At 36.3% G+C, this 16,823-nt stretch carries 19 protein-coding genes; 1 reads left to right on the forward strand and 18 read right to left on the reverse strand.

Annotated features, from left to right (window positions below):
- Positions 1–26: 26 nt before the first annotated feature.
- The 14 genes from DBR40_RS25130 to DBR40_RS25190 all read right to left on the reverse strand — a co-directional run bounded on the left by DBR40_RS25130 (position 27) and on the right by DBR40_RS25190 (position 10,642).
- Positions 27–686 (reverse strand): redoxin domain-containing protein, encoded by a 660-nt coding sequence (locus DBR40_RS25130; RefSeq protein ID WP_124562485.1) that lies wholly within the window; start codon positions 684–686, stop codon positions 27–29.
- Complete coding sequence (locus tag DBR40_RS25135) at positions 656–1,900, reverse strand: glycosyltransferase family 39 protein (RefSeq protein ID WP_124562486.1); 1,245 nt, start codon at positions 1,898–1,900, stop codon at positions 656–658. The genes DBR40_RS25130 and DBR40_RS25135 overlap by 31 nt, the downstream gene beginning before the upstream one ends.
- Positions 1,901–1,961: 61 nt before the next feature.
- The gene (locus DBR40_RS25140; RefSeq protein WP_124562487.1) at positions 1,962–3,161 is read right to left on the reverse strand and encodes a 6-bladed beta-propeller; all 1,200 of its coding nucleotides are present in this window, start codon (positions 3,159–3,161) and stop codon (positions 1,962–1,964) included.
- 93 nt (positions 3,162–3,254) lie between these two features.
- The gene (locus tag DBR40_RS27340) at positions 3,255–3,584 is read right to left on the reverse strand and encodes a DUF2304 domain-containing protein (protein WP_124562488.1); all 330 of its coding nucleotides are present in this window, start codon (positions 3,582–3,584) and stop codon (positions 3,255–3,257) included.
- On the reverse strand, positions 3,584–4,273 hold the full coding sequence (locus tag DBR40_RS25150; RefSeq protein WP_124562489.1) for a glycosyltransferase family 2 protein: 690 nt from the start codon (positions 4,271–4,273) through the stop codon (positions 3,584–3,586). The genes DBR40_RS27340 and DBR40_RS25150 overlap by 1 nt, the downstream gene beginning before the upstream one ends.
- Positions 4,270–5,742: a hypothetical protein gene (locus tag DBR40_RS25155; protein ID WP_124562490.1), complete on the reverse strand. Its 1,473-nt coding sequence runs from the start codon at positions 5,740–5,742 to the stop codon at positions 4,270–4,272. The genes DBR40_RS25150 and DBR40_RS25155 overlap by 4 nt, the downstream gene beginning before the upstream one ends.
- Positions 5,743–7,098: 1,356 nt before the next feature.
- A complete protein-coding gene (locus tag DBR40_RS25160; protein ID WP_124562491.1) occupies positions 7,099–7,437 on the reverse strand; it encodes a hypothetical protein in 339 nt (112 codons plus the stop codon).
- Between the two features lie 220 nt (positions 7,438–7,657).
- Positions 7,658–7,771 (reverse strand): histone H1, encoded by a 114-nt coding sequence (locus tag DBR40_RS27220; RefSeq protein ID WP_124562492.1) that lies wholly within the window; start codon positions 7,769–7,771, stop codon positions 7,658–7,660.
- A 43-nt stretch (positions 7,772–7,814) separates the two neighbouring features.
- Positions 7,815–8,876, reverse strand: coding sequence for an ACR3 family arsenite efflux transporter (gene arsB, locus DBR40_RS25170; RefSeq protein WP_124562493.1), 1,062 nt, complete (start codon positions 8,874–8,876; stop codon positions 7,815–7,817).
- Position 8,877: 1 nt separating this feature from the next.
- Positions 8,878–9,297, reverse strand: coding sequence for an arsenate reductase ArsC (locus tag DBR40_RS25175; RefSeq protein ID WP_124562494.1), 420 nt, complete (start codon positions 9,295–9,297; stop codon positions 8,878–8,880).
- An 11-nt stretch (positions 9,298–9,308) separates the two neighbouring features.
- Positions 9,309–9,662, reverse strand: a complete 354-nt coding sequence (locus tag DBR40_RS27095) for a GNAT family N-acetyltransferase (RefSeq protein ID WP_317125545.1) — start codon at positions 9,660–9,662, stop codon at positions 9,309–9,311.
- Positions 9,604–9,780, reverse strand: coding sequence for a hypothetical protein (locus DBR40_RS27100; protein WP_233603987.1), 177 nt, complete (start codon positions 9,778–9,780; stop codon positions 9,604–9,606). Before DBR40_RS27100 ends, DBR40_RS27095 begins: the two co-directional genes overlap by 59 nt.
- 10 nt (positions 9,781–9,790) lie before the next feature.
- Positions 9,791–10,258 (reverse strand): DUF6428 family protein, encoded by a 468-nt coding sequence (locus tag DBR40_RS25185; RefSeq protein WP_124562495.1) that lies wholly within the window; start codon positions 10,256–10,258, stop codon positions 9,791–9,793.
- 54 nt (positions 10,259–10,312) lie between these two features.
- The gene (locus tag DBR40_RS25190; protein WP_124562496.1) at positions 10,313–10,642 is read right to left on the reverse strand and encodes an ArsR/SmtB family transcription factor; all 330 of its coding nucleotides are present in this window, start codon (positions 10,640–10,642) and stop codon (positions 10,313–10,315) included.
- Between the two features lie 205 nt (positions 10,643–10,847).
- On the opposite strand from DBR40_RS25190, the gene DBR40_RS26800 reads away from it, so the two are divergent.
- Positions 10,848–11,078, forward strand: coding sequence for a transposase (locus DBR40_RS26800; protein ID WP_158674136.1), 231 nt, complete (start codon positions 10,848–10,850; stop codon positions 11,076–11,078).
- Here the strand turns inward: DBR40_RS26800 and DBR40_RS25200 are convergent.
- The 4 genes from DBR40_RS25200 to DBR40_RS26930 all read right to left on the reverse strand — a co-directional run bounded on the left by DBR40_RS25200 (position 11,039) and on the right by DBR40_RS26930 (position 16,697).
- Positions 11,039–12,670 carry a beta-1,6-N-acetylglucosaminyltransferase gene (locus DBR40_RS25200; RefSeq protein WP_124562498.1) on the reverse strand — a complete coding sequence of 544 codons (1,632 nt, stop codon included), beginning with the start codon at positions 12,668–12,670 and terminating at the stop codon, positions 11,039–11,041. The genes DBR40_RS26800 and DBR40_RS25200 overlap by 40 nt on opposite strands.
- Positions 12,671–12,676: 6 nt before the next feature.
- A complete protein-coding gene (locus tag DBR40_RS25205; protein ID WP_124562499.1) occupies positions 12,677–15,526 on the reverse strand; it encodes a glycosyltransferase family 2 protein in 2,850 nt (949 codons plus the stop codon).
- Positions 15,527–15,546: 20 nt separating this feature from the next.
- Positions 15,547–16,014 carry a hypothetical protein gene (locus tag DBR40_RS25210; RefSeq protein WP_124562500.1) on the reverse strand — a complete coding sequence of 156 codons (468 nt, stop codon included), beginning with the start codon at positions 16,012–16,014 and terminating at the stop codon, positions 15,547–15,549.
- Positions 16,015–16,118: 104 nt separating this feature from the next.
- Positions 16,119–16,697 carry a lysozyme gene (locus DBR40_RS26930; protein WP_199748424.1) on the reverse strand — a complete coding sequence of 193 codons (579 nt, stop codon included), beginning with the start codon at positions 16,695–16,697 and terminating at the stop codon, positions 16,119–16,121.
- Positions 16,698–16,823 lie beyond the last annotated feature (126 nt).

A 16,823-nucleotide genomic window follows, 5' to 3' on the forward strand; every position in this document is an offset into this window, starting at 1 on the left:
GGTGGGGAGGTTACATGTTAACAATTTCATTGTGTAATAAAGTTGAGGTATTCGCTTATTTGTTTAGGATGCTCTTTAAATGGTATGAAGATCCGAGAAGTGATACCTTGAGGGCTTACTGTAAATAGGAAAGGTATGCCCATATGTTCCAATGGGAGATTTAACCCTTTTTTTTCATCAAGTAATGAATAAATTGGCAGTTTTGAGGTAGAGTGTTTGGCCTTGGTCAAAAAGTCATTGTCAGAATAAGAATCTGTGATAATCAGTATCTGTGTGCCAGTATTTTTTAGTTGATTGATTACCTTGGTCACTGCGCCTATGCATAGGTCACAGTCATTCCACGAATACCTAAAAATTACGGTCTTTTTTTTGCTGATTAAATCTCTTAAAGAAATCTTCTTAAAAGAAGTATCTTGAACTTTGACATTCAAACCAATTAGCTTATTTTCATTATGTAATACCAATTTTATATAATTATCGTAGAACATAGTCCGGTTATCCGCAATTTGACCTTTAGTAATTGCAGCATTTTTATCCTTGCAAATTTCTACTATGGGAGGACTAGCTACACCTTTCTTTAGGGCTAAATAGCATAAAGAAATAGTAACAAGCACTGAGAATATGAGGGTAAATAGTCGAGAAGGTGAGTTTAGGTTCATAAAGAGTGAATTGTATTTTTGATCCATTGTAGGGTGAGTTGGTTGCTATAGCAAGCTAAAAATCCAATATAGAGTAGTGTCAATGAAAATAAGATGTTTCTGTATTTTCGATTAGTTACCAAATTATTAACTACGTAAATAATAGCAAATATTAAAAAAAATGAAGGGAGATACATATATCTATCAGCCACAATAGCAGGTCGTGTAAGAGGAACAATCTGTATACATAGAGAAAGTTCAATCAACGCGGCAGCGATGCAAAAAATAACTAACCAATTGAGTTTGATTTTTTGTTTATAGAGAAAAGAAAAACAAATAGCTAGAAAGATAATTGAATAAGCATAATAAATAGCAGGAAGTGCTTCTCCTGCTTTCATCGGAAATGGATAATGATAATGAAGCCCTATTGGGGCAATCAAATTAAATAAATAGAAAAACAAGCAATAAAATGCTAAAAAAAATCGCTGATGAAAAGGGTATCTAGACATTTTAGAGATCTCAACGCCATTCGCTCTAATTGTAATTAAACAAAAAACAAGGGTAGCCAAGCAAAATACACAAATAAACCAGAGCAACTTAGGATTAAATTTAATATGCTCGTCATGATGTTTGATTGAAATCCACAGCGCAAAAAGTAATACAGGCGTAGTAACAGCTTGTTCTTTTGATAAAAAAGAAAGTAAGAAAAATAGAAAAGTTAGAAGGTAGTTCTTAATACTGTTTTGTTCAATGGCATTAATAAATGTTAGGATAGAGGCGAGAGTGAAAAAGGAGAATAACAATACTTTGGATGCGGCAATCCAGGTTACAGATTCTACATTTAAGGGATGTATCGCCCAAATCATCGCACAGAGAAATGGGGTATATAAATTTTCAGGTTGTTTAAATAATGCTAAGAGTTTTTTGCTTAACACCAGGATCAAAATAGAATTTGTGATATGCAGCAAAAGTGAAAATAAATGATAATAATAAGGGTCGAACTGATTGATTCTAAAAATAAGGTTATCACAGAGGGTATTAAAAGGAGAATACTGATTGCGGTTATAACTTATGATTAATGTTTTCCAGTAGCTGAAATCCATTGGGCTATTACTTACTAATGGGTTGTGTAATAATTGCCAATGATCATCTGCAGAAGCAAAGCCGAGCATATGTACGGGAGAAAATGTAACCGTTACAACAAGTAATATTATCAAAAAAGGAAAAATAGTTTCTAATCTAATTGGCGCTGCTAATTTCATTGGAAGTTGGCTTGGTGTTAATGGTTTAATTAATCAATTTGAATAGCTGGAGTGAGCATACTTATTTCATTTGAAACTTGGTTAGGATTGGATTAGATAAAGCATTGGAATGATTGACAAAATCTTTTAGATTTTCATTATCTGCAATGTTATCATAACCTAATTTCATTAAAATATCTAGCAGAAATTTCGCACTGTAAGTGCCATAAAAGCTAGTGCCGTCTGAAGCTATAATCTGAAACTCCGTAATCGGTAATTTGCAGGTAGTGCGGTCGTAGTATATACTACGTAGATTAATCGCTTTTTTTGTCTTTAAATTACATAAAGAAGTGAAATATAAATTATCCATAGATTGGATGTTAATGGATAGAAAATGGTTATCTATTCCATAAACATTAGATATATTCCAAATTAATTCTTTGTTCTTTTGTGTCAAAAATACTCTCCTTTTATCCAATAGGCTTTTGTCTTCTAAAAAATCATCGGGCAATTGATATGTTTTAGGCATGTTAATGTGATAAGCAGTAAATGTTAGCTTATCGTCAATTTCGTAAAAAGATGAAATACCCGGCATGGCATAGAAAAGATTATCTCCTGAACTAAAAAAAGATTCCATAGGGTCGAATAAATCTCTCTCGCCTATGGCTTGCGGGTCGTAGCTGAAAATAGATTTGATAGGCTGTCCTTGTTTATCGTAGATTGAAAGACGTTTAAACTTTTCTCCTGAATTATTATCATGATAAAATCCATTATAGAACAAAGTCAAACCTTTGGTTTTTTTGAAGTAAACAAAATGTTGGGGATAATGTTCTTCTCCAGTTCTTTTCCCATTTAAATCGAAGACTTGTAAGCTCTCGTTCCTGTTGTCGTAATCGAATAGGTAAACTCTATCACCTTGAATATCAAAATTACCTATCCTCATTTTCTGCGTAGGCGTAGACACGATTTTATGGTGGTAGATGCCATTTTTTAGAAAAAAATAAATAGCATTAGAAGATCTGTCTAGAATTGCATAATAATTCTCGGTAGTTAACATTTTATCTATTTTGCCAATCCTACATTCGTCTAAAGTTTGTAGCGGTACAAATTCAACATTTTTAAAAATATCCTTAGCGTATTTTGGAGTTTTATCCTCTGGATTTAGTGATATATTTATTTCATTTGAGGCAATGTTTTCTGTGGTGGCTTTTTTGTTGTTTTCACAAGCAGAAAAGATTAAAAAACCTAATAAAAGATTTAAAAAAGGATTTTTTTTAGACATGAGGCTTTAATGTAATAAGATGAAAGTTCTGATATGAGAAATTGGTTTTGATTTTTATTAAAAGAAATGGTTTAATGAGTTTTTTTGATTTAACTACTCCCCTCCTTTTTTAAAATTATTAATCGCTATATTTCTTATGATTTTGGTATTCGCTTGCTCAAGCTTTCGTATTTTAAGGTAGAGCTTAATGACCATGAAGGTTAAAAAAATAAAACCAAAGTAAAACAACATATCTACCCCTCTATGTACCCCCAAAAAAAGAGCAATCACGGTAGTCTGTTCAGGTTGGTAGATAAAATAGACACAACCGATCGTGAAAAAGAAAAGCAACGATTTTTTAAATAAGTTTAGTTTCAGTCGCTCGAAGATTAAGACCGCCAGGCCTAAAATGCAAAAGCTGAGTATGATTTGTATGGTTGTCATCAGTTGAAAATTTTTGCTAAGATCAAATCGCCAATAATATTAAAAGAATTTAGGGCATGTTGCCCTTTTTGTTTGGAGTAGGCTGTGTAAACAATTTGTACAGGAAATTCTCCATAGTTTAATTTCAGTCGTTTAGTTTCAGCAAGTATTTCTGTAGCGTGCGCCATTCGATTTTGGTTAAGCTGAATAGCACTGGCTGCTTGGTGGTTCAGAATACGTAAACCATTATGGGCATCACTCAACCATAAACCTGTGGAAAGATAGTTGAAGATTCTGGCAAGTTGGAGTAGCTTTCTTTTGATAGCGCTCATATTGATTGCTCTTTCACCCAAAAAACGGGAACCCAGAAGAATGTCAAGTTTTGATTTTTGAATTGCTGTAACCATTAAAGGCAAATCTCGTGCCTGGTGTTGTCCGTCTGCGTCAAAAGTGATATAATAATCGAATTTTAACCGGAGGCTATAAAGCAGCCCTGTTTTAATCGCAGCACCTTGCCCCAGGTTATCAAGGTGCCTTAAATAAGCAATAGGAAGTGTGTTAATTTGCGATAGGATATCATCAGTAGATCCATCATCCACAACTACCACTTGATAACCTAAGGGCAACAAGCTTTCAACCACTGTTGAAATTTTTGCCACCTCATTAAAAGTTGGAATAATTACACAAACTGAAGGGGTATTTTCTGTCATGATTTGAGCGCAAGGATTTTATAAACAGTAAAATCCCAATTATCGAAAACGATAGTGAATTTTTTTGAAAAATCGGGCTTAAAGAAAAAAGGAGCAGTGGGGGCAAATTGAAAGGGGGTAGTCGAATGCTTGTGAATGACCAAATAGTTGCCTAGTTGCTGTATTTCCTCCCAATTTCTAAAAATCATCGCCGATTTTCTTTCAGTAAACAAAGACATTGCACGTGGCCTGAAGAAAATAATCACGTCATTTGGCTTCGTATATTTTTTGATGTAGGCAAACATCTCTTGCGCATTTGGCTTAAAAGGTCCTTCGATAGGGGGTCTCTTTCTATTCTCAATTAAGTTAGTGTCGCCGAAAAACAGGATACAACTAAGCATAGCTATCGTTATACCTGTATATAAATAAGGTTTTAACGAGTAAAGCTGATAGCAAAGCGCAATGCCCTGACAAATGAAATAGCAAATGAAAGGAAAAAAAACAAGCAGATAACGACTCTCCTTAAACGGCCATAACAGGTAAACGATGGTGATACACAATAAATATATGGAGGCATGGATATCTTTAATAAATCTATAAATGAAGCCCCAGAAAAATAAAATGGATAACAAATAGAAAACGAAAACATAATTTTCTGTTCCCAAAAATAATTGTGACTTTTCTATATAGAAATGAAATGCATTATTGATAGAATGAATAGAAATTAAGTTTGAATTATGGAGATGTGTTAAAAAGCCATTGGGCAACCAACAAAGACCAATGCAGTATAAGGTGATGATAGAAAGGAAAGGTGTGGAGAGCCAACTGATTAATATTTTAAATTTTAATTCTTTTCGATGGAGGACGTACCATCTGACTTGCGAAGCAAATAAAGCAGCTATTAAAATAATGCCTTCTGTTCTGATTAAAAAACTAAAATAAATAACAAGACCGAGTAATATTCCCTTAAGGTAAGTAAACGTGGAAGGTTGATATTTTTGGATACAATAAAGAGAAAAAGTAGAAAAGAAAAGATAGGGTATTTCTGTGAGAATGGTGTTTAAATGATTATTATAATTTGGATGAATACAGAGGAAAAGCAGCAATAACAATGAAAGCTCTTTTTTGATATTGAGAGAAGAAAAAAGATAGAAAATGCTTAAAAAAGCCAACCAAAAAAAATATTCAAATACTTTAAAAGCAACAATATTAAGCCCGAATATTTGATATACAGGGGCGAGTAGGATGGGCCAACCCCATGGGGCTAAGAGCGGACTGAAATTGTGTATACTAGAATAATTGATGCTGAACTTGTTAGCATCAATCACTTCTTTTGTAGATCCTGTAGCTAAAGATTTTGCCTGTGCTAGATAAAGCGCAAAATCATCACCCCAATTGTGCCCCTGTCTGGAATAAGTGGAGCAAAAAAAAGCACTAACCAAAAAAACAAGTATAAAGGGCAAAAAAAACTTGAAGTTAGCTTTAAACATGTGGTTGGGTAAATTAGTTCAAATTACAATAAGCATTTAAGATTTATTACAATTGGCGGTTCCGACACAGTTCGTGGTACACCCTCCAGTTATTTTAAAGCCCTTAATTGTATAATAAAAACTGTCGTAGATGCACTCAATGGTTACATCAGTTTTTTCAAGCGGACGTACAATTAACATATCAGACTGCTTTGTGATTACACAACCTGATTAGTCCACCTGTGACATTTACCCTAAAAATATCTGATTCGCCGTCAAGTTCGACCGATGCTATTTTTTTTTCATGAATAATTAAATAGGATTCATCAGTAGGAATGGGCCTTATGCAATGATAATCCGGTGTACAGAATGTATAGGGATTGTTTGAATAAATTTTCATTTTTGAGAAATTAATTTAAATATTACCAAATTTAACCAAATGGTATTTTCTTTTATATTTTTTCTCAACGCAAACGATTGTTCTTTATGATAAAACACTTTTAAATAGATATGTTTATCAAACAATCACTGCGAAAGTTAAAAAGATGCTATTATTTTGAATGTTAAGGGCCAATTATAACAATATTTAATCCCAGGAAGTTATTATGACAAAATACAGGGGTAAACCACACTATTTATCCGATGTATACTAAATTAAAAACTTTGTTTTCAGAATGTTGTGTAGTAAAAATTTATTGCACAAACGTTTGATTTACAGTATCGAATTCGTGGATGCCTAAAATGTCCAAAATGCCATCGATCTTTAAGCGGCAGTAATAACATTTCACCTACTACCATTGCACATCATCATGTGGTATTCGCTTCCGTTCAGAAAAAGTAAATGAAGCTTTTACTCTAGAGCTTTTAGTTATTTACCGAGAAAGGGATATGAGGAAATATTTGTTGAAACGATTGCAGATGCTTACCAAAATCAGGTTGGTTCAATCCTGGATGAACGAAAATCATATTCTAAGCAAATACAAGACCTGTCCCGTCCTGAATTTACTTGTCGTTGATAGTTGCTATAAATTAATAGCTAATCTGCATGACTTTCTTTCCAAAAAACAAGTAGCAGTGAGGCTTATTTCGAAATCTTCAAATCCGAAATTCTCTTCAAATCCTCAATAAAAAAGTTCGTTAAAGGTCTTGTTACGAGCACCTCACGAGACAAATCAGATTTAAAGCTGTTTGTCTCGTTTTTATTTCACATAACTCATTATTAATCATACACATTAGCTCTAAACCTTCGTTCAGTCGAGGTGTTCGATACCCATCAGGAAAATATGTTAATTTTTCCTGGAAAATTGCTGCTATAATTTCGCGTTTTAACTTAATATTCGCCTCAAAATATGCCTTGTCGATATTTAAAAGGGTGTTCTATAAATTTTTGATTAGGTTGTCAATGTTTTCTTGTTTTTTATCATATGAATTGAGACTTTTCTTTAGGGTATAGATCTTTTCTTCCAACTGTTTTTTAATCACACCATAATCCTCCGGCGAAATCTGATCGTTAATTAAAAGCTCTCTAATTTTATCGATCTTTGTATTGAGCGAATTAATATCGATTTTCGTAATCCTTTTCCGCACTCCGCCTCCTTTCATTGTTGATTCGTAATTCTCCCTAATGGTTGCCTCGTACAATTCCAACATGCCCTCAATTAGTTTAAGATTAGCCAGGCCTAACTCGAAAGCCTTATTTGCTTTAACTGCATTCACCCTAAACCGGCATGGAGAAATACGAGCGAAACAAGATAAACACTCTTGAGTCCAATTAAGTGGGGATTTAAGGAAAAATGGCCACTCGTTTCGTTTTCAAACTTACGCCTGATTTCGGAGCAAAGTGGTCGTTTAATGACTATTTTTTATTGATTGATCGATAAAAAAAAATCCCGGCCGGTGGCCGGGCCCCTGATACTTTCCCAAAACAGCGATGTCTTTACTTTGCGCTATTTTTCTTTTCTGTTACTTCAACTCTAATTTCCTGAGCCAAAACTTTTAAGTCTGGCATTGCTTTACGTAAGTGGCTGTTGCACAACTCAGAAATAACCATAAAAGATAGATTAGAATGCGGCAACTTAACATTGCCGCATTTTTTATTTATAGTATTTCCTGCGAAACCAGAATGCGAGGTTAACGAGTGCTATTAATGCAGGAACTTCTACGAGTGGACCGATCACTCCTGTAAATGCCTGTCCGGAGTTAATCCCAAACACACCAATAGCGACAGCAATGGCCAGTTCGAAGTTGTTTCCCGTTGCTGTAAAGGCAATTGATGTACTCCGTGAATAATCTGCACCGAAGTATTTGCCCGCAAAAAAGCTGACCACGAACATAATCGAGAAGTAGATCACAAGTGGTAACGCAATACGAACGACATCCAAAGGAATCTGAACGATCAGGTTTCCCTTTAGACTGAACATAATTACGATGGTGAAAAGCAAGGCGATCAAGGTAATCGGCGATATCATTGGTACAAACTTATTTTCGAAATAAAGCTCTCCTTTAAGCTTGATCAAAACGAACCTTGAGATAATGCCCATTGCAAATGGAAGACCTAGGTAGATGCTGACACTTTTGGCAATTTCACCGATGGTAATGTTCACCTCCAGACCTTTTAGCCCAAAATAAGGTGGCAATACGGTAATGAAAACATAGGCAAAAACACTATACAACAATACCTGAAAGATACTGTTGAGCGCTATCAGTCCTGCGGCATATTCGCGGTTTCCCTCAGCCAGCTCATTCCACACCACGACCATGGCAATACAGCGGGCAAGTCCAATCAGGATGAGGCCAACCATATATTCGGGATAATCCCTTAAGAAAGTTATTGCCAAAAAGAACATGAGAAGCGGGCCGATGACCCAGTTCAGCACCAGTGAAACGGTCAGGACTTTCGTATCCTTGAACACTTCCCCCATCTTTTCATATCTCACTTTTGCAAGTGGCGGATACATCATCAAGATCAGTCCAATGGCAAGTGGTATGTTCGTTGTTCCACTTGAAAAGGAATTGATCAAGTTCGATGATGATGGAACAAAATAGCCTATGGCTACGCCAATAGCCATCGCCAGGAATATCCAAAGCGTTAGATAACGGTCAAGAAATCCCAGTTTTTTACGCTCTACCACAGGCGCATAATTGTTTGCAGACATCTTAGCGTTTTAAGTTCTCGTTAACAAAGTTCTGTGCGTATTTGCGGATCATCTCCCTTACTTCACGGAACTGTTCCATCACTTCTTCTTCGGTGCCCTTAGCTTTTGCGGGATCTGGAAAGTTATAATGGAACTTTACCGCACTGGTCGGAAAATAAGGGCAGCTTTCCTTTGCATTATCGCAAACGGTGATCACGTAGTCGAAATCGATATCCATGTATTCATCGATGTTGTTTGAGGTATGTCCGGAAATGTCTATACCATCTCTCTTCATTATCTCGATGGCCTTTGGATTTACCCCATGGGTTTCTATTCCCGCACTGTATACTTCTGCTTTATCTCCAGCAAAATGTCTTAAATAGCCTTCTGCAAGCTGGCTCCTGCAACTGTTCCCCGTGCATAGCACTAATATCTTCTTCATAAATTTTATCGTTAAATGATTGTTTTACTTCTTCTTTCCAGCAGTACGATGTCCCTCCAAACTCCGTTCTGCTTTCCAATTTTCTCCCTAATGCCAAGTGTTCTAAAGCCTACCTTTTCATGGATGCATCGGCTACCGATGTTCTCAGGAAATATACCTGTCTGTAATGTCCATATTCCTGCTACCTCATTCAAGGCAACAAGTTCTTCCAAAAGTGCAAGCCCAATGCCCTTGCCAGATTGTTCAGGATCAACATATACGCTGACTCTGCTACACCAGCATATACGCAACGTGAAGAGACTGGCATCAGTGCTGCCCCCCAGATACGTTTCCGTTTTCTCCGGCAACGATCCTGCAACTGCCAAGGTATGAGCTGTCCCATTCTTCCCAAGATGGGAAAGTGGCGTTGCCCGTGGCTATGCCTTTTTCATAGATTGATTTCACAAAACCCCAGTCCGATGGCAATAGATTTCTTATTTCCATAACAAACGGATTAACAGCAACCTCCACCAGGTGTACAACTATTCACGGCACCTGCCAGATTAACCATTCCTTTTTTTTGTGTTTCTTCAACTCCACAGGCTTCCCTAGCAAGGCAAGCGGTCTGTTTGGCAAGTAACAGAAAGTTCGTTCCATCAAAACCAAGGTCGTATTTGCCAATGGTTCCAGATTGGTATTCCACTTCGATCTCCAGGTCTTCCATTCCAAGAATTTTCTCCGAGAGCGAAATGATGTTCAACAATTTACCCGCTTTCAAACGGTGCTCGTAGTCATCTGCATCCCATAACTGGAAGTTTGCCACCTTTTCATGACGCACCTTGCCACCACAATCGATAAAGTCCTTGGTTATGATACCAACTTCGGTAACATGGAAATGTTCTGGTACGGTTTCCCCGTTTTCTACTTGGAAATTAACTGCTTCAGCTGTAGCCAAGATGGTTTTGATTTCTGATAGTTTCATATTAATACTATATAGTAATATTGCAATTTTACGATTGAAATGGATAAAAAAAGGTCAACAGCAGACCGTTTCACCTTTATATGAGCCTAAAAACCCGCCCAATTGTTCTTCGAGTATCTTCCAAGTTTTTGGATTGATGCAGTAACAAACACTTACCCCCTCGATTGTACCCTGTATGATCTTTGCAGTCTTCAGTTCTTTCAAGTGCTGGGAAATGGTTGCTTGTGCCAATCCAAGCTCCCCAACCAAGTCCCCGCAAATGCAGGTATTGGAAATAATGATCCGTTGAAGGATGGCAATGCGGGCAGGATGTGCAATTGCTTTTAAAAGCGTTGCAAGTTGGTTCTGCTCCTCGGTGAATATTTCTGTTTTGGTAAGTCCCATAATTTTACATCGCAATATTACGATTGTAAATAATCTTATCCAAACAACTCATCGTTATTTTGCGATTAATTCAATCAAACATTTGATAATCAATGATATAATTTGTGCTTTTTATATCTTACATGGTAAGAAGAACTATCAGAAAAAGCTTTTCATAAGCTTTCAACTTTCGAACTATATCCCCGTAGATAATTTTTACAAACGCTTGAACGAAACGCTCGATCTTGAATTTATCTACAGGGCTACCGCTAAATATTATGGCAGGGAAGGCCAGAAAAGTATCGATCCGGTTGTATTCATGAAACTGAAACTCGTTGGCTATCTCGAAAATCTTTCCAGTGACAGAAAGATCATCAGCACATCAAGGATGAGAATGGACATCATGTTTTTCCTTAGCTATGACCTCGATGAAAAACGGTTATTTTTCACCGGATGATAAAGATACATTTTTGTCATTTCTTCAGGCTTAATTTCAGGCCTATAACGCATAGAACCGTCCCCCATTCCACCCGCGTAATCTTGGCTCGCAGGCTCATAGAATCCAATGGAATGCTTCATCAGTCCATAAGGCACATTTGTACTAAAATCATTGACAGAATAACCATTGTGCAGAAGTAGACTTGGAATAAGTACCTCATGATGTCCACTCCATCCCTCACGTAAGCACGCATCAATATATTTTAACGCAGCATTTGATATTCTGTAAATCGGATTAAAAGACCTTATTTTTTCGGCATTTGGCAACTGGATTTCAGGATGCTTCAGAGAGTTCCACCAATACCAATAAGGCTGATCAGTAAATTTATTAATGTTAGTTGTCAGAAAATCAGAACTGACATCTTTCAAGAGTGAAGAATTAAAAAAATCAGACCATTTCCCATTAAATTTCACATCATCTTCAATAAGCCAATAGTAATCATAATCGCTGTTTTTGAGATAGAATGCTAAAACAGGAAAATGATTGTTGCCTGGAATTAATTGTTCTGAAATAGGTTGATATGAGAGGGATGTTAAAATGGAATCATCAAACATAAATGGTTTTAGTCTTGAAAGGTGCTTGGAACTAGGAAAATACCGGTTATGAAAGAGTAAGTGACAGTCTCCAGAATTACTACTTTCCTTCACGAAATCCTCATAGCTTTCCAATACAGATGGTTCATCTCGATGCGTCAAATACAGAAAGGCCTGTTTCTTCATCCTCTGATTGCCCATACCAATACCAACTTTGGTCAGTGGTTTTATATGCTCATCAATCGAGTCTAATATTTGTTTGTCAATTTCAAAGTCAAACTTTCTTGCGAATAGACAGTCACTATCCATTAAACCAGGAAGGTCGTCTGTTCGCAGAATACTGGGGTGAGCATATGGGGGAGCCCATTTAATATACCATAAGTGTTTGCTCTGCAAATTACATGAAATGAACGCGTCATCACAATTAAGCAATAAGGTTTGAAAGAAACTTTCATCGGGAATTGTTACCGTCTTGAAATATTGGAGAAAAAAAGAGTTATTTTCAATAAAATCTAGAATATAGCTAACAATCTTAAATGGAAGAGACCACCATTGTGATCCTCCATAAATCTTGACGTGCTTGTCAATCCTATAAAAATTAGGAAACCTTGAGATCCCTCCTCCATACCAATTATCAAATGGTAACCGAAAAAAGTTTAAATAGATGACATCTTTGTTTTTAGCAAAAAAATCTTTGATAAATTTGTTAGTTTTTATGGGGTAGTCCTGCCCACTTAAAAGTGTTACCCTATCAGTGTCTGGCAAATTGTCTTTTACATATTTTAAAAGTAAAAGACTGGCTTCAATCATGCTAAAACTACCCCAGGTTATATTAACCCTATCTTCTATGAAATATACCGAATTATCCTTATTCGCCATTATTTTATGGAAAGGTAACATTTCAACCTTTGCGTCAATATGGATAACAAAATAATTCCCCGGTTCATCTAGTTGATTGACTAATCTGTAGATCTGTTCCGGGCATTTGTGTGCAAGAATAATAAACACATGCTTCATAATCCACTAATTTTGCATTTGGATTGCGGGGGTACTATTAATCTTAACCTGTTTCTTTTCAACAATCACCTTTCTAAAGAATGATATCAGCCTATCTACATGATAGTCGAATGTAAATTGCTTACGGTTGCTCCAGACATTTTCTCTGACTTGGATAATCCTAGATTTATCGTCAAACGATGCAGATAAATTATCAAAAGAGTCAAAAAATATGCCCATATCCAACTCTGATAGAAGTGAAAATGTAGTATTGATATGACCGCAATCATTTTTATGCAATAAAGGGAGGCCTGCTGCGATTAAAGTAGGCATCCTTGCAGGTAAGTTTAAGTCATCCCATGTGGTTCGTGATAGCTCTCCCTGGTTTTCCGAAGGAAACATATGGAGCCAACCTGCATCGTATTGAGAAAATTCCCTTACCCAGTCTGAGGGATTGCAATTTGGATGAATATGCAGGTGCCCCTTAGCAATAAAGTATGCTTTTTCCACCCATTTTCTCCAAACATTTTGATGAAAATCTCCATAGAAATGCAAATGAATGTTTTGTTTAGCGAAGCTATAAAGATCCTCAGGACGCAATCCATATGGCCGGCCTGGCAATACAGTATGTATTCCTCCAATGCTATCTGATAATAAAGGAGATCTATCGTCTGTGAAAAAGTTTTCTTTGGGCAGATCACCATCCAATATTATACTTGGCTTCCTGTTGGTATCCAAATACTGGGAGAACCATCTTTTATAATCCTCACTTAAATATACTTGGCCGTCAGAATTTCTAAATAGAGAAATGAGTTCATTCCAAATCCCATATTGTTTACAATATGTAGGACTCTCCTTAAAGTGCCATACGAAAGGAATATCCGGAAATTCAAGCATAATTTTGTGGGCAAAGGGCACAGAAACATAATTCAGTAGCGCATAAATAACATCTGGCTTTATGGCTTTGATTTCTGCTGCATAGTGAGCTGCTGACAATGTCTTTATTTTACCGAATGCAAATGGAGCAACAGAATTTAAGAAACCAGAAGCCTTCATCCAAAGTCCAAAAAGCTGGTGTCCTTTTTCTTCCAAGGCTACAATTCTTTCTGGATTGAGCGAAAGCTCTCCGACCAACAAAATTTTCAAAGGCTCTGTTTGTATAGGTGGAATATCAATATTTACTTTACTGTAATAGGATTCTTCATCGATCAAATTTCCTGAACCTTTAAACCGAATGGGATGTTCAACATTATAATATTGCTTGTAAGTGTAGATTCCACCCCGTTTTAATTCACTTACAAGCTGATGATGTTGCATAGGATGGCTAACCCATTCGCAAGAGATTATTTTAGTAAAGGAAACTTTTCCGATAGAGAAAAAATTATTCCAGAATAATTTACCCAAATCCGCAGTTACCAGTTCTTTTCTTTCAACCCACCTATCAGATGTTTTTCTATGAAGCACTTGAACGAGTTGAGCGAAAAGGCCAGGTATTATCCCTGTTGATTTAGCTCCCCTACTCGAATTAATAGTTTCTGCATGGTTATAAATAATACCGGAAATTGCAATGAATGCTGCATCTTCTTTTAACCTGGCACTTAATGTTTCCAGGTGATTTTTATGATATAAATCATCAGAAGGCAGATAGGCGATTAAATCAAACGATGCAAGGTCGAGTCCTGTATTGATGCTAGCACCTATCCCCTCGTTTGAGTTGTTTTTTATATAATTAATTTTTGGATGCATTAGATACTCACTGATAATCTCTTGAGTATCATCAGTACATCCATCATTAACAATGATCAATTCCCAATTTGAATAAGTTTGTGAAATCAGGCTTGAAATTGCGGCTAAAATAAAGGCTGACTGGTTGAATGTCGGCATAATTACAGAAATACCAGGCTCAGACTGCTCTGCTTTAGCGCTAACGAAAGTCTTTGAACCATAATTTCTGATGCTTCTATTTCCATAATTTAAACCGCAATAAAGCTTCAAGATTTCTGCCCTAAATATTGTTAGCCACTCTTCAGAATACTTATCACGGAGTGTTGCTGATTGAAATAATTTATCGTGCCACTGATGCAATTCCTCTATAGTCTCTTCATTACGAAAAATGTGTTTCCCCATTCCGAAGCACATAGCTCCATGCAATTTCAATTCATCCGCTGAGTGTTCTACTCCAAGTTTATCGAGTTCTCTGGAAAGTAATCCTAAAACTGTGATCTTTAATCTATCCTGATTTTTATTGCAGCTGTTATCTATGTGCCATCTATATGAAAGGAAATTTTCCTGAATATTTGCGACTTTGGATATTTCAGCAAATCGAATCCACAGTTCATGATCTTCGCAGTAAATATAATCTTCATTATATTTTAGTTTTTTCGCGAGGGCTGTTCTCATTGTGACTGCAGAATGATGAAACTGATTTCTGAATAAGAGTGCCATCTTGACAAATTCAGGATTGTCGCTTGTCTGGATGCTTTCCAGATAGGTACCGCCATTATCCATAATTTGATAATGCCCTCCCACCATTCCATAATCCTGATTGAATCTTAAGAATTCTATTTGTCTTTGCAGCCTATCTCCTAGCATAATGTCGTCTGCATCCATTCTTGCTATATATATCCCATTTGAAAGGTCAATTCCTTTATTTAGAGATGAGACAATTCCTTGATTCCTTTTATTTTTATAGTAACGTATTTTGGGAGAGTTGAAGCTGGAAACAATGAACTCAGTATTATCAGTACTTCCATCATCTATGATTAATATTTCGTAATCGTTATAGTTCTGTCTAAAAATGCTTCCTAAGCATTCATATAGGTATTTACCGCAGTTATAACTGGGAATTAAAATAGTAGTTTCAGGTTTGAGATTCATTAATTTTGATAGAATTGAATTTATTTAAATTTTATTGAGCCTGCACAAACATCCCCTTCTTGAGTTCCTTTGAGCCATTGATTAATGAAGGCAAAACGTTCGGTGTTATTTTTGATCAGAAGTTTATATATACAATCCATATTAATCTGCCCGTAATAATTAGGGGATTCATTTGGGTAAATGGCTTTAATATCGGAGTCTCTTAATAATTTCCATAAACGTTGAGACTCTGTTAAATGGCTAACAAACAAGCTGTCATTATGATATTCTTTAACAACTGCATTAAACGCAGAGTCGACTTTCTTTTGGGAATTAATAAATTCCTGGCTTAAACCTTTGGTAGTTGCCATAGACTCTATTTGCAATCGCATCAATAGCGATATGGTATTGTCGGTTGCATTTTTTTCTGATTTCTTCGGTACCTGAGCTTGTGCAACCAGGGCTAAGGTAGTAAGGAAACAACATAATAGCGTTGTGGTGAATTTCATTGGTTTTTGTGATTAAATTATTAAGGTCAGAAGTGATATTTCATTTTAAATAACGAAGCGAGAAAGGTGTTGGTCTCGCTTCGTTATAAACATTTTAGATTAGTTTAGTATTGATAATCTCCGTTTGAAAACAGGTCCTGTTCCTGATTCCTGCGGTTTACCAACCCATTTACAACACCCCCACTCGCATAAACCCAGCGGTCCATTTGGGCAGCGGCCCCTGAATAATCACCTGAGTTTAGCTTACTCAACAGTGTAGAGTTACCGAAAGCACCTCCTCCGGTATTGTACACAAAACTAACAAGTGCATCGAATTGATTTTGCGTTAAGCTCACTGTTACCTGGCTATTTACCGCGTTGATTGCATTTTGAGCATCGCTCATGAAAAGTGCATGCGCTTGCTGCTGAGTTATGCCACTTGCGTATGTTCCACTGGAAATCTCTTGTGAGGTTAACTTATGACCATAACCAATGGTCATGTACCCCGCACCATCATTGTAGGCCGTACCATAAAAACCACCCTCAGCGGTTTTAATGAAAGATGCACCTGCTGAACTTAGAGAACAATTCGGTCCTGGGCCTGTTGAACCTGTACCTCCTAGATAAGAAGATTGTTCTTCTTTACTGATCAACTCCAACTCTTTTTCCAAGAGTTCGAACGCTAATTTAGACTTTGCTGTCATTTTTTTTTATTTAAGGTGAAAGATTAATTAAAATAAAATTAAAGCGGGAAGAAGATGAAAAAGAGCAATTAATTAACCTAGCTCAGCACTATGTTATCTATTTCTAATTACATCTATTCAGACTTT

It is taken from the genome of Pedobacter sp. KBW01, from assembly GCF_003852395.1.
GTDB lineage: Bacteria > Bacteroidota > Bacteroidia > Sphingobacteriales > Sphingobacteriaceae > Pedobacter.

What these genes read in the sequence shown, in the direction of transcription:
- DBR40_RS25140 (WP_124562487.1), bottom strand. Translation starts at nt 3,161, where the DNA reads ATGTCTAAAAAAAATCCTTTTTTAAATCTTTTATTAGGTTTTTTAATC.
- DBR40_RS25205 (WP_124562499.1), bottom strand. Translation starts at nt 15,526, where the DNA reads ATGAATCTCAAACCTGAAACTACTATTTTAATTCCCAGTTATAACTGC.
- DBR40_RS27100 (WP_233603987.1), bottom strand. Translation starts at nt 9,780, where the DNA reads ATGGAAATAAGAAATCTATTGCCATCGGACTGGGGTTTTGTGAAATCA.
- DBR40_RS25150 (WP_124562489.1), bottom strand. Translation starts at nt 4,273, where the DNA reads ATGACAGAAAATACCCCTTCAGTTTGTGTAATTATTCCAACTTTTAAT.
- DBR40_RS25130 (WP_124562485.1), bottom strand. Translation starts at nt 686, where the DNA reads ATGGATCAAAAATACAATTCACTCTTTATGAACCTAAACTCACCTTCT.
- DBR40_RS25210 (WP_124562500.1), bottom strand. Translation starts at nt 16,014, where the DNA reads ATGAAATTCACCACAACGCTATTATGTTGTTTCCTTACTACCTTAGCC.
- DBR40_RS25200 (WP_124562498.1), bottom strand. Translation starts at nt 12,670, where the DNA reads ATGAAGCATGTGTTTATTATTCTTGCACACAAATGCCCGGAACAGATC.
- DBR40_RS25175 (WP_124562494.1), bottom strand. Translation starts at nt 9,297, where the DNA reads ATGAAGAAGATATTAGTGCTATGCACGGGGAACAGTTGCAGGAGCCAG.
- arsB (WP_124562493.1), bottom strand. Translation starts at nt 8,876, where the DNA reads ATGTCTGCAAACAATTATGCGCCTGTGGTAGAGCGTAAAAAACTGGGA.
- DBR40_RS25155 (WP_124562490.1), bottom strand. Translation starts at nt 5,742, where the DNA reads ATGTTTAAAGCTAACTTCAAGTTTTTTTTGCCCTTTATACTTGTTTTT.
- DBR40_RS25190 (WP_124562496.1), bottom strand. Translation starts at nt 10,642, where the DNA reads ATGGGACTTACCAAAACAGAAATATTCACCGAGGAGCAGAACCAACTT.
- DBR40_RS25135 (WP_124562486.1), bottom strand. Translation starts at nt 1,900, where the DNA reads ATGAAATTAGCAGCGCCAATTAGATTAGAAACTATTTTTCCTTTTTTG.
- DBR40_RS25185 (WP_124562495.1), bottom strand. Translation starts at nt 10,258, where the DNA reads ATGAAACTATCAGAAATCAAAACCATCTTGGCTACAGCTGAAGCAGTT.
- DBR40_RS26930 (WP_199748424.1), bottom strand. Translation starts at nt 16,697, where the DNA reads ATGACAGCAAAGTCTAAATTAGCGTTCGAACTCTTGGAAAAAGAGTTG.
- DBR40_RS27220 (WP_124562492.1), bottom strand. Translation starts at nt 7,771, where the DNA reads ATGGTTATTTCTGAGTTGTGCAACAGCCACTTACGTAAAGCAATGCCA.
- DBR40_RS27340 (WP_124562488.1), bottom strand. Translation starts at nt 3,584, where the DNA reads ATGACAACCATACAAATCATACTCAGCTTTTGCATTTTAGGCCTGGCG.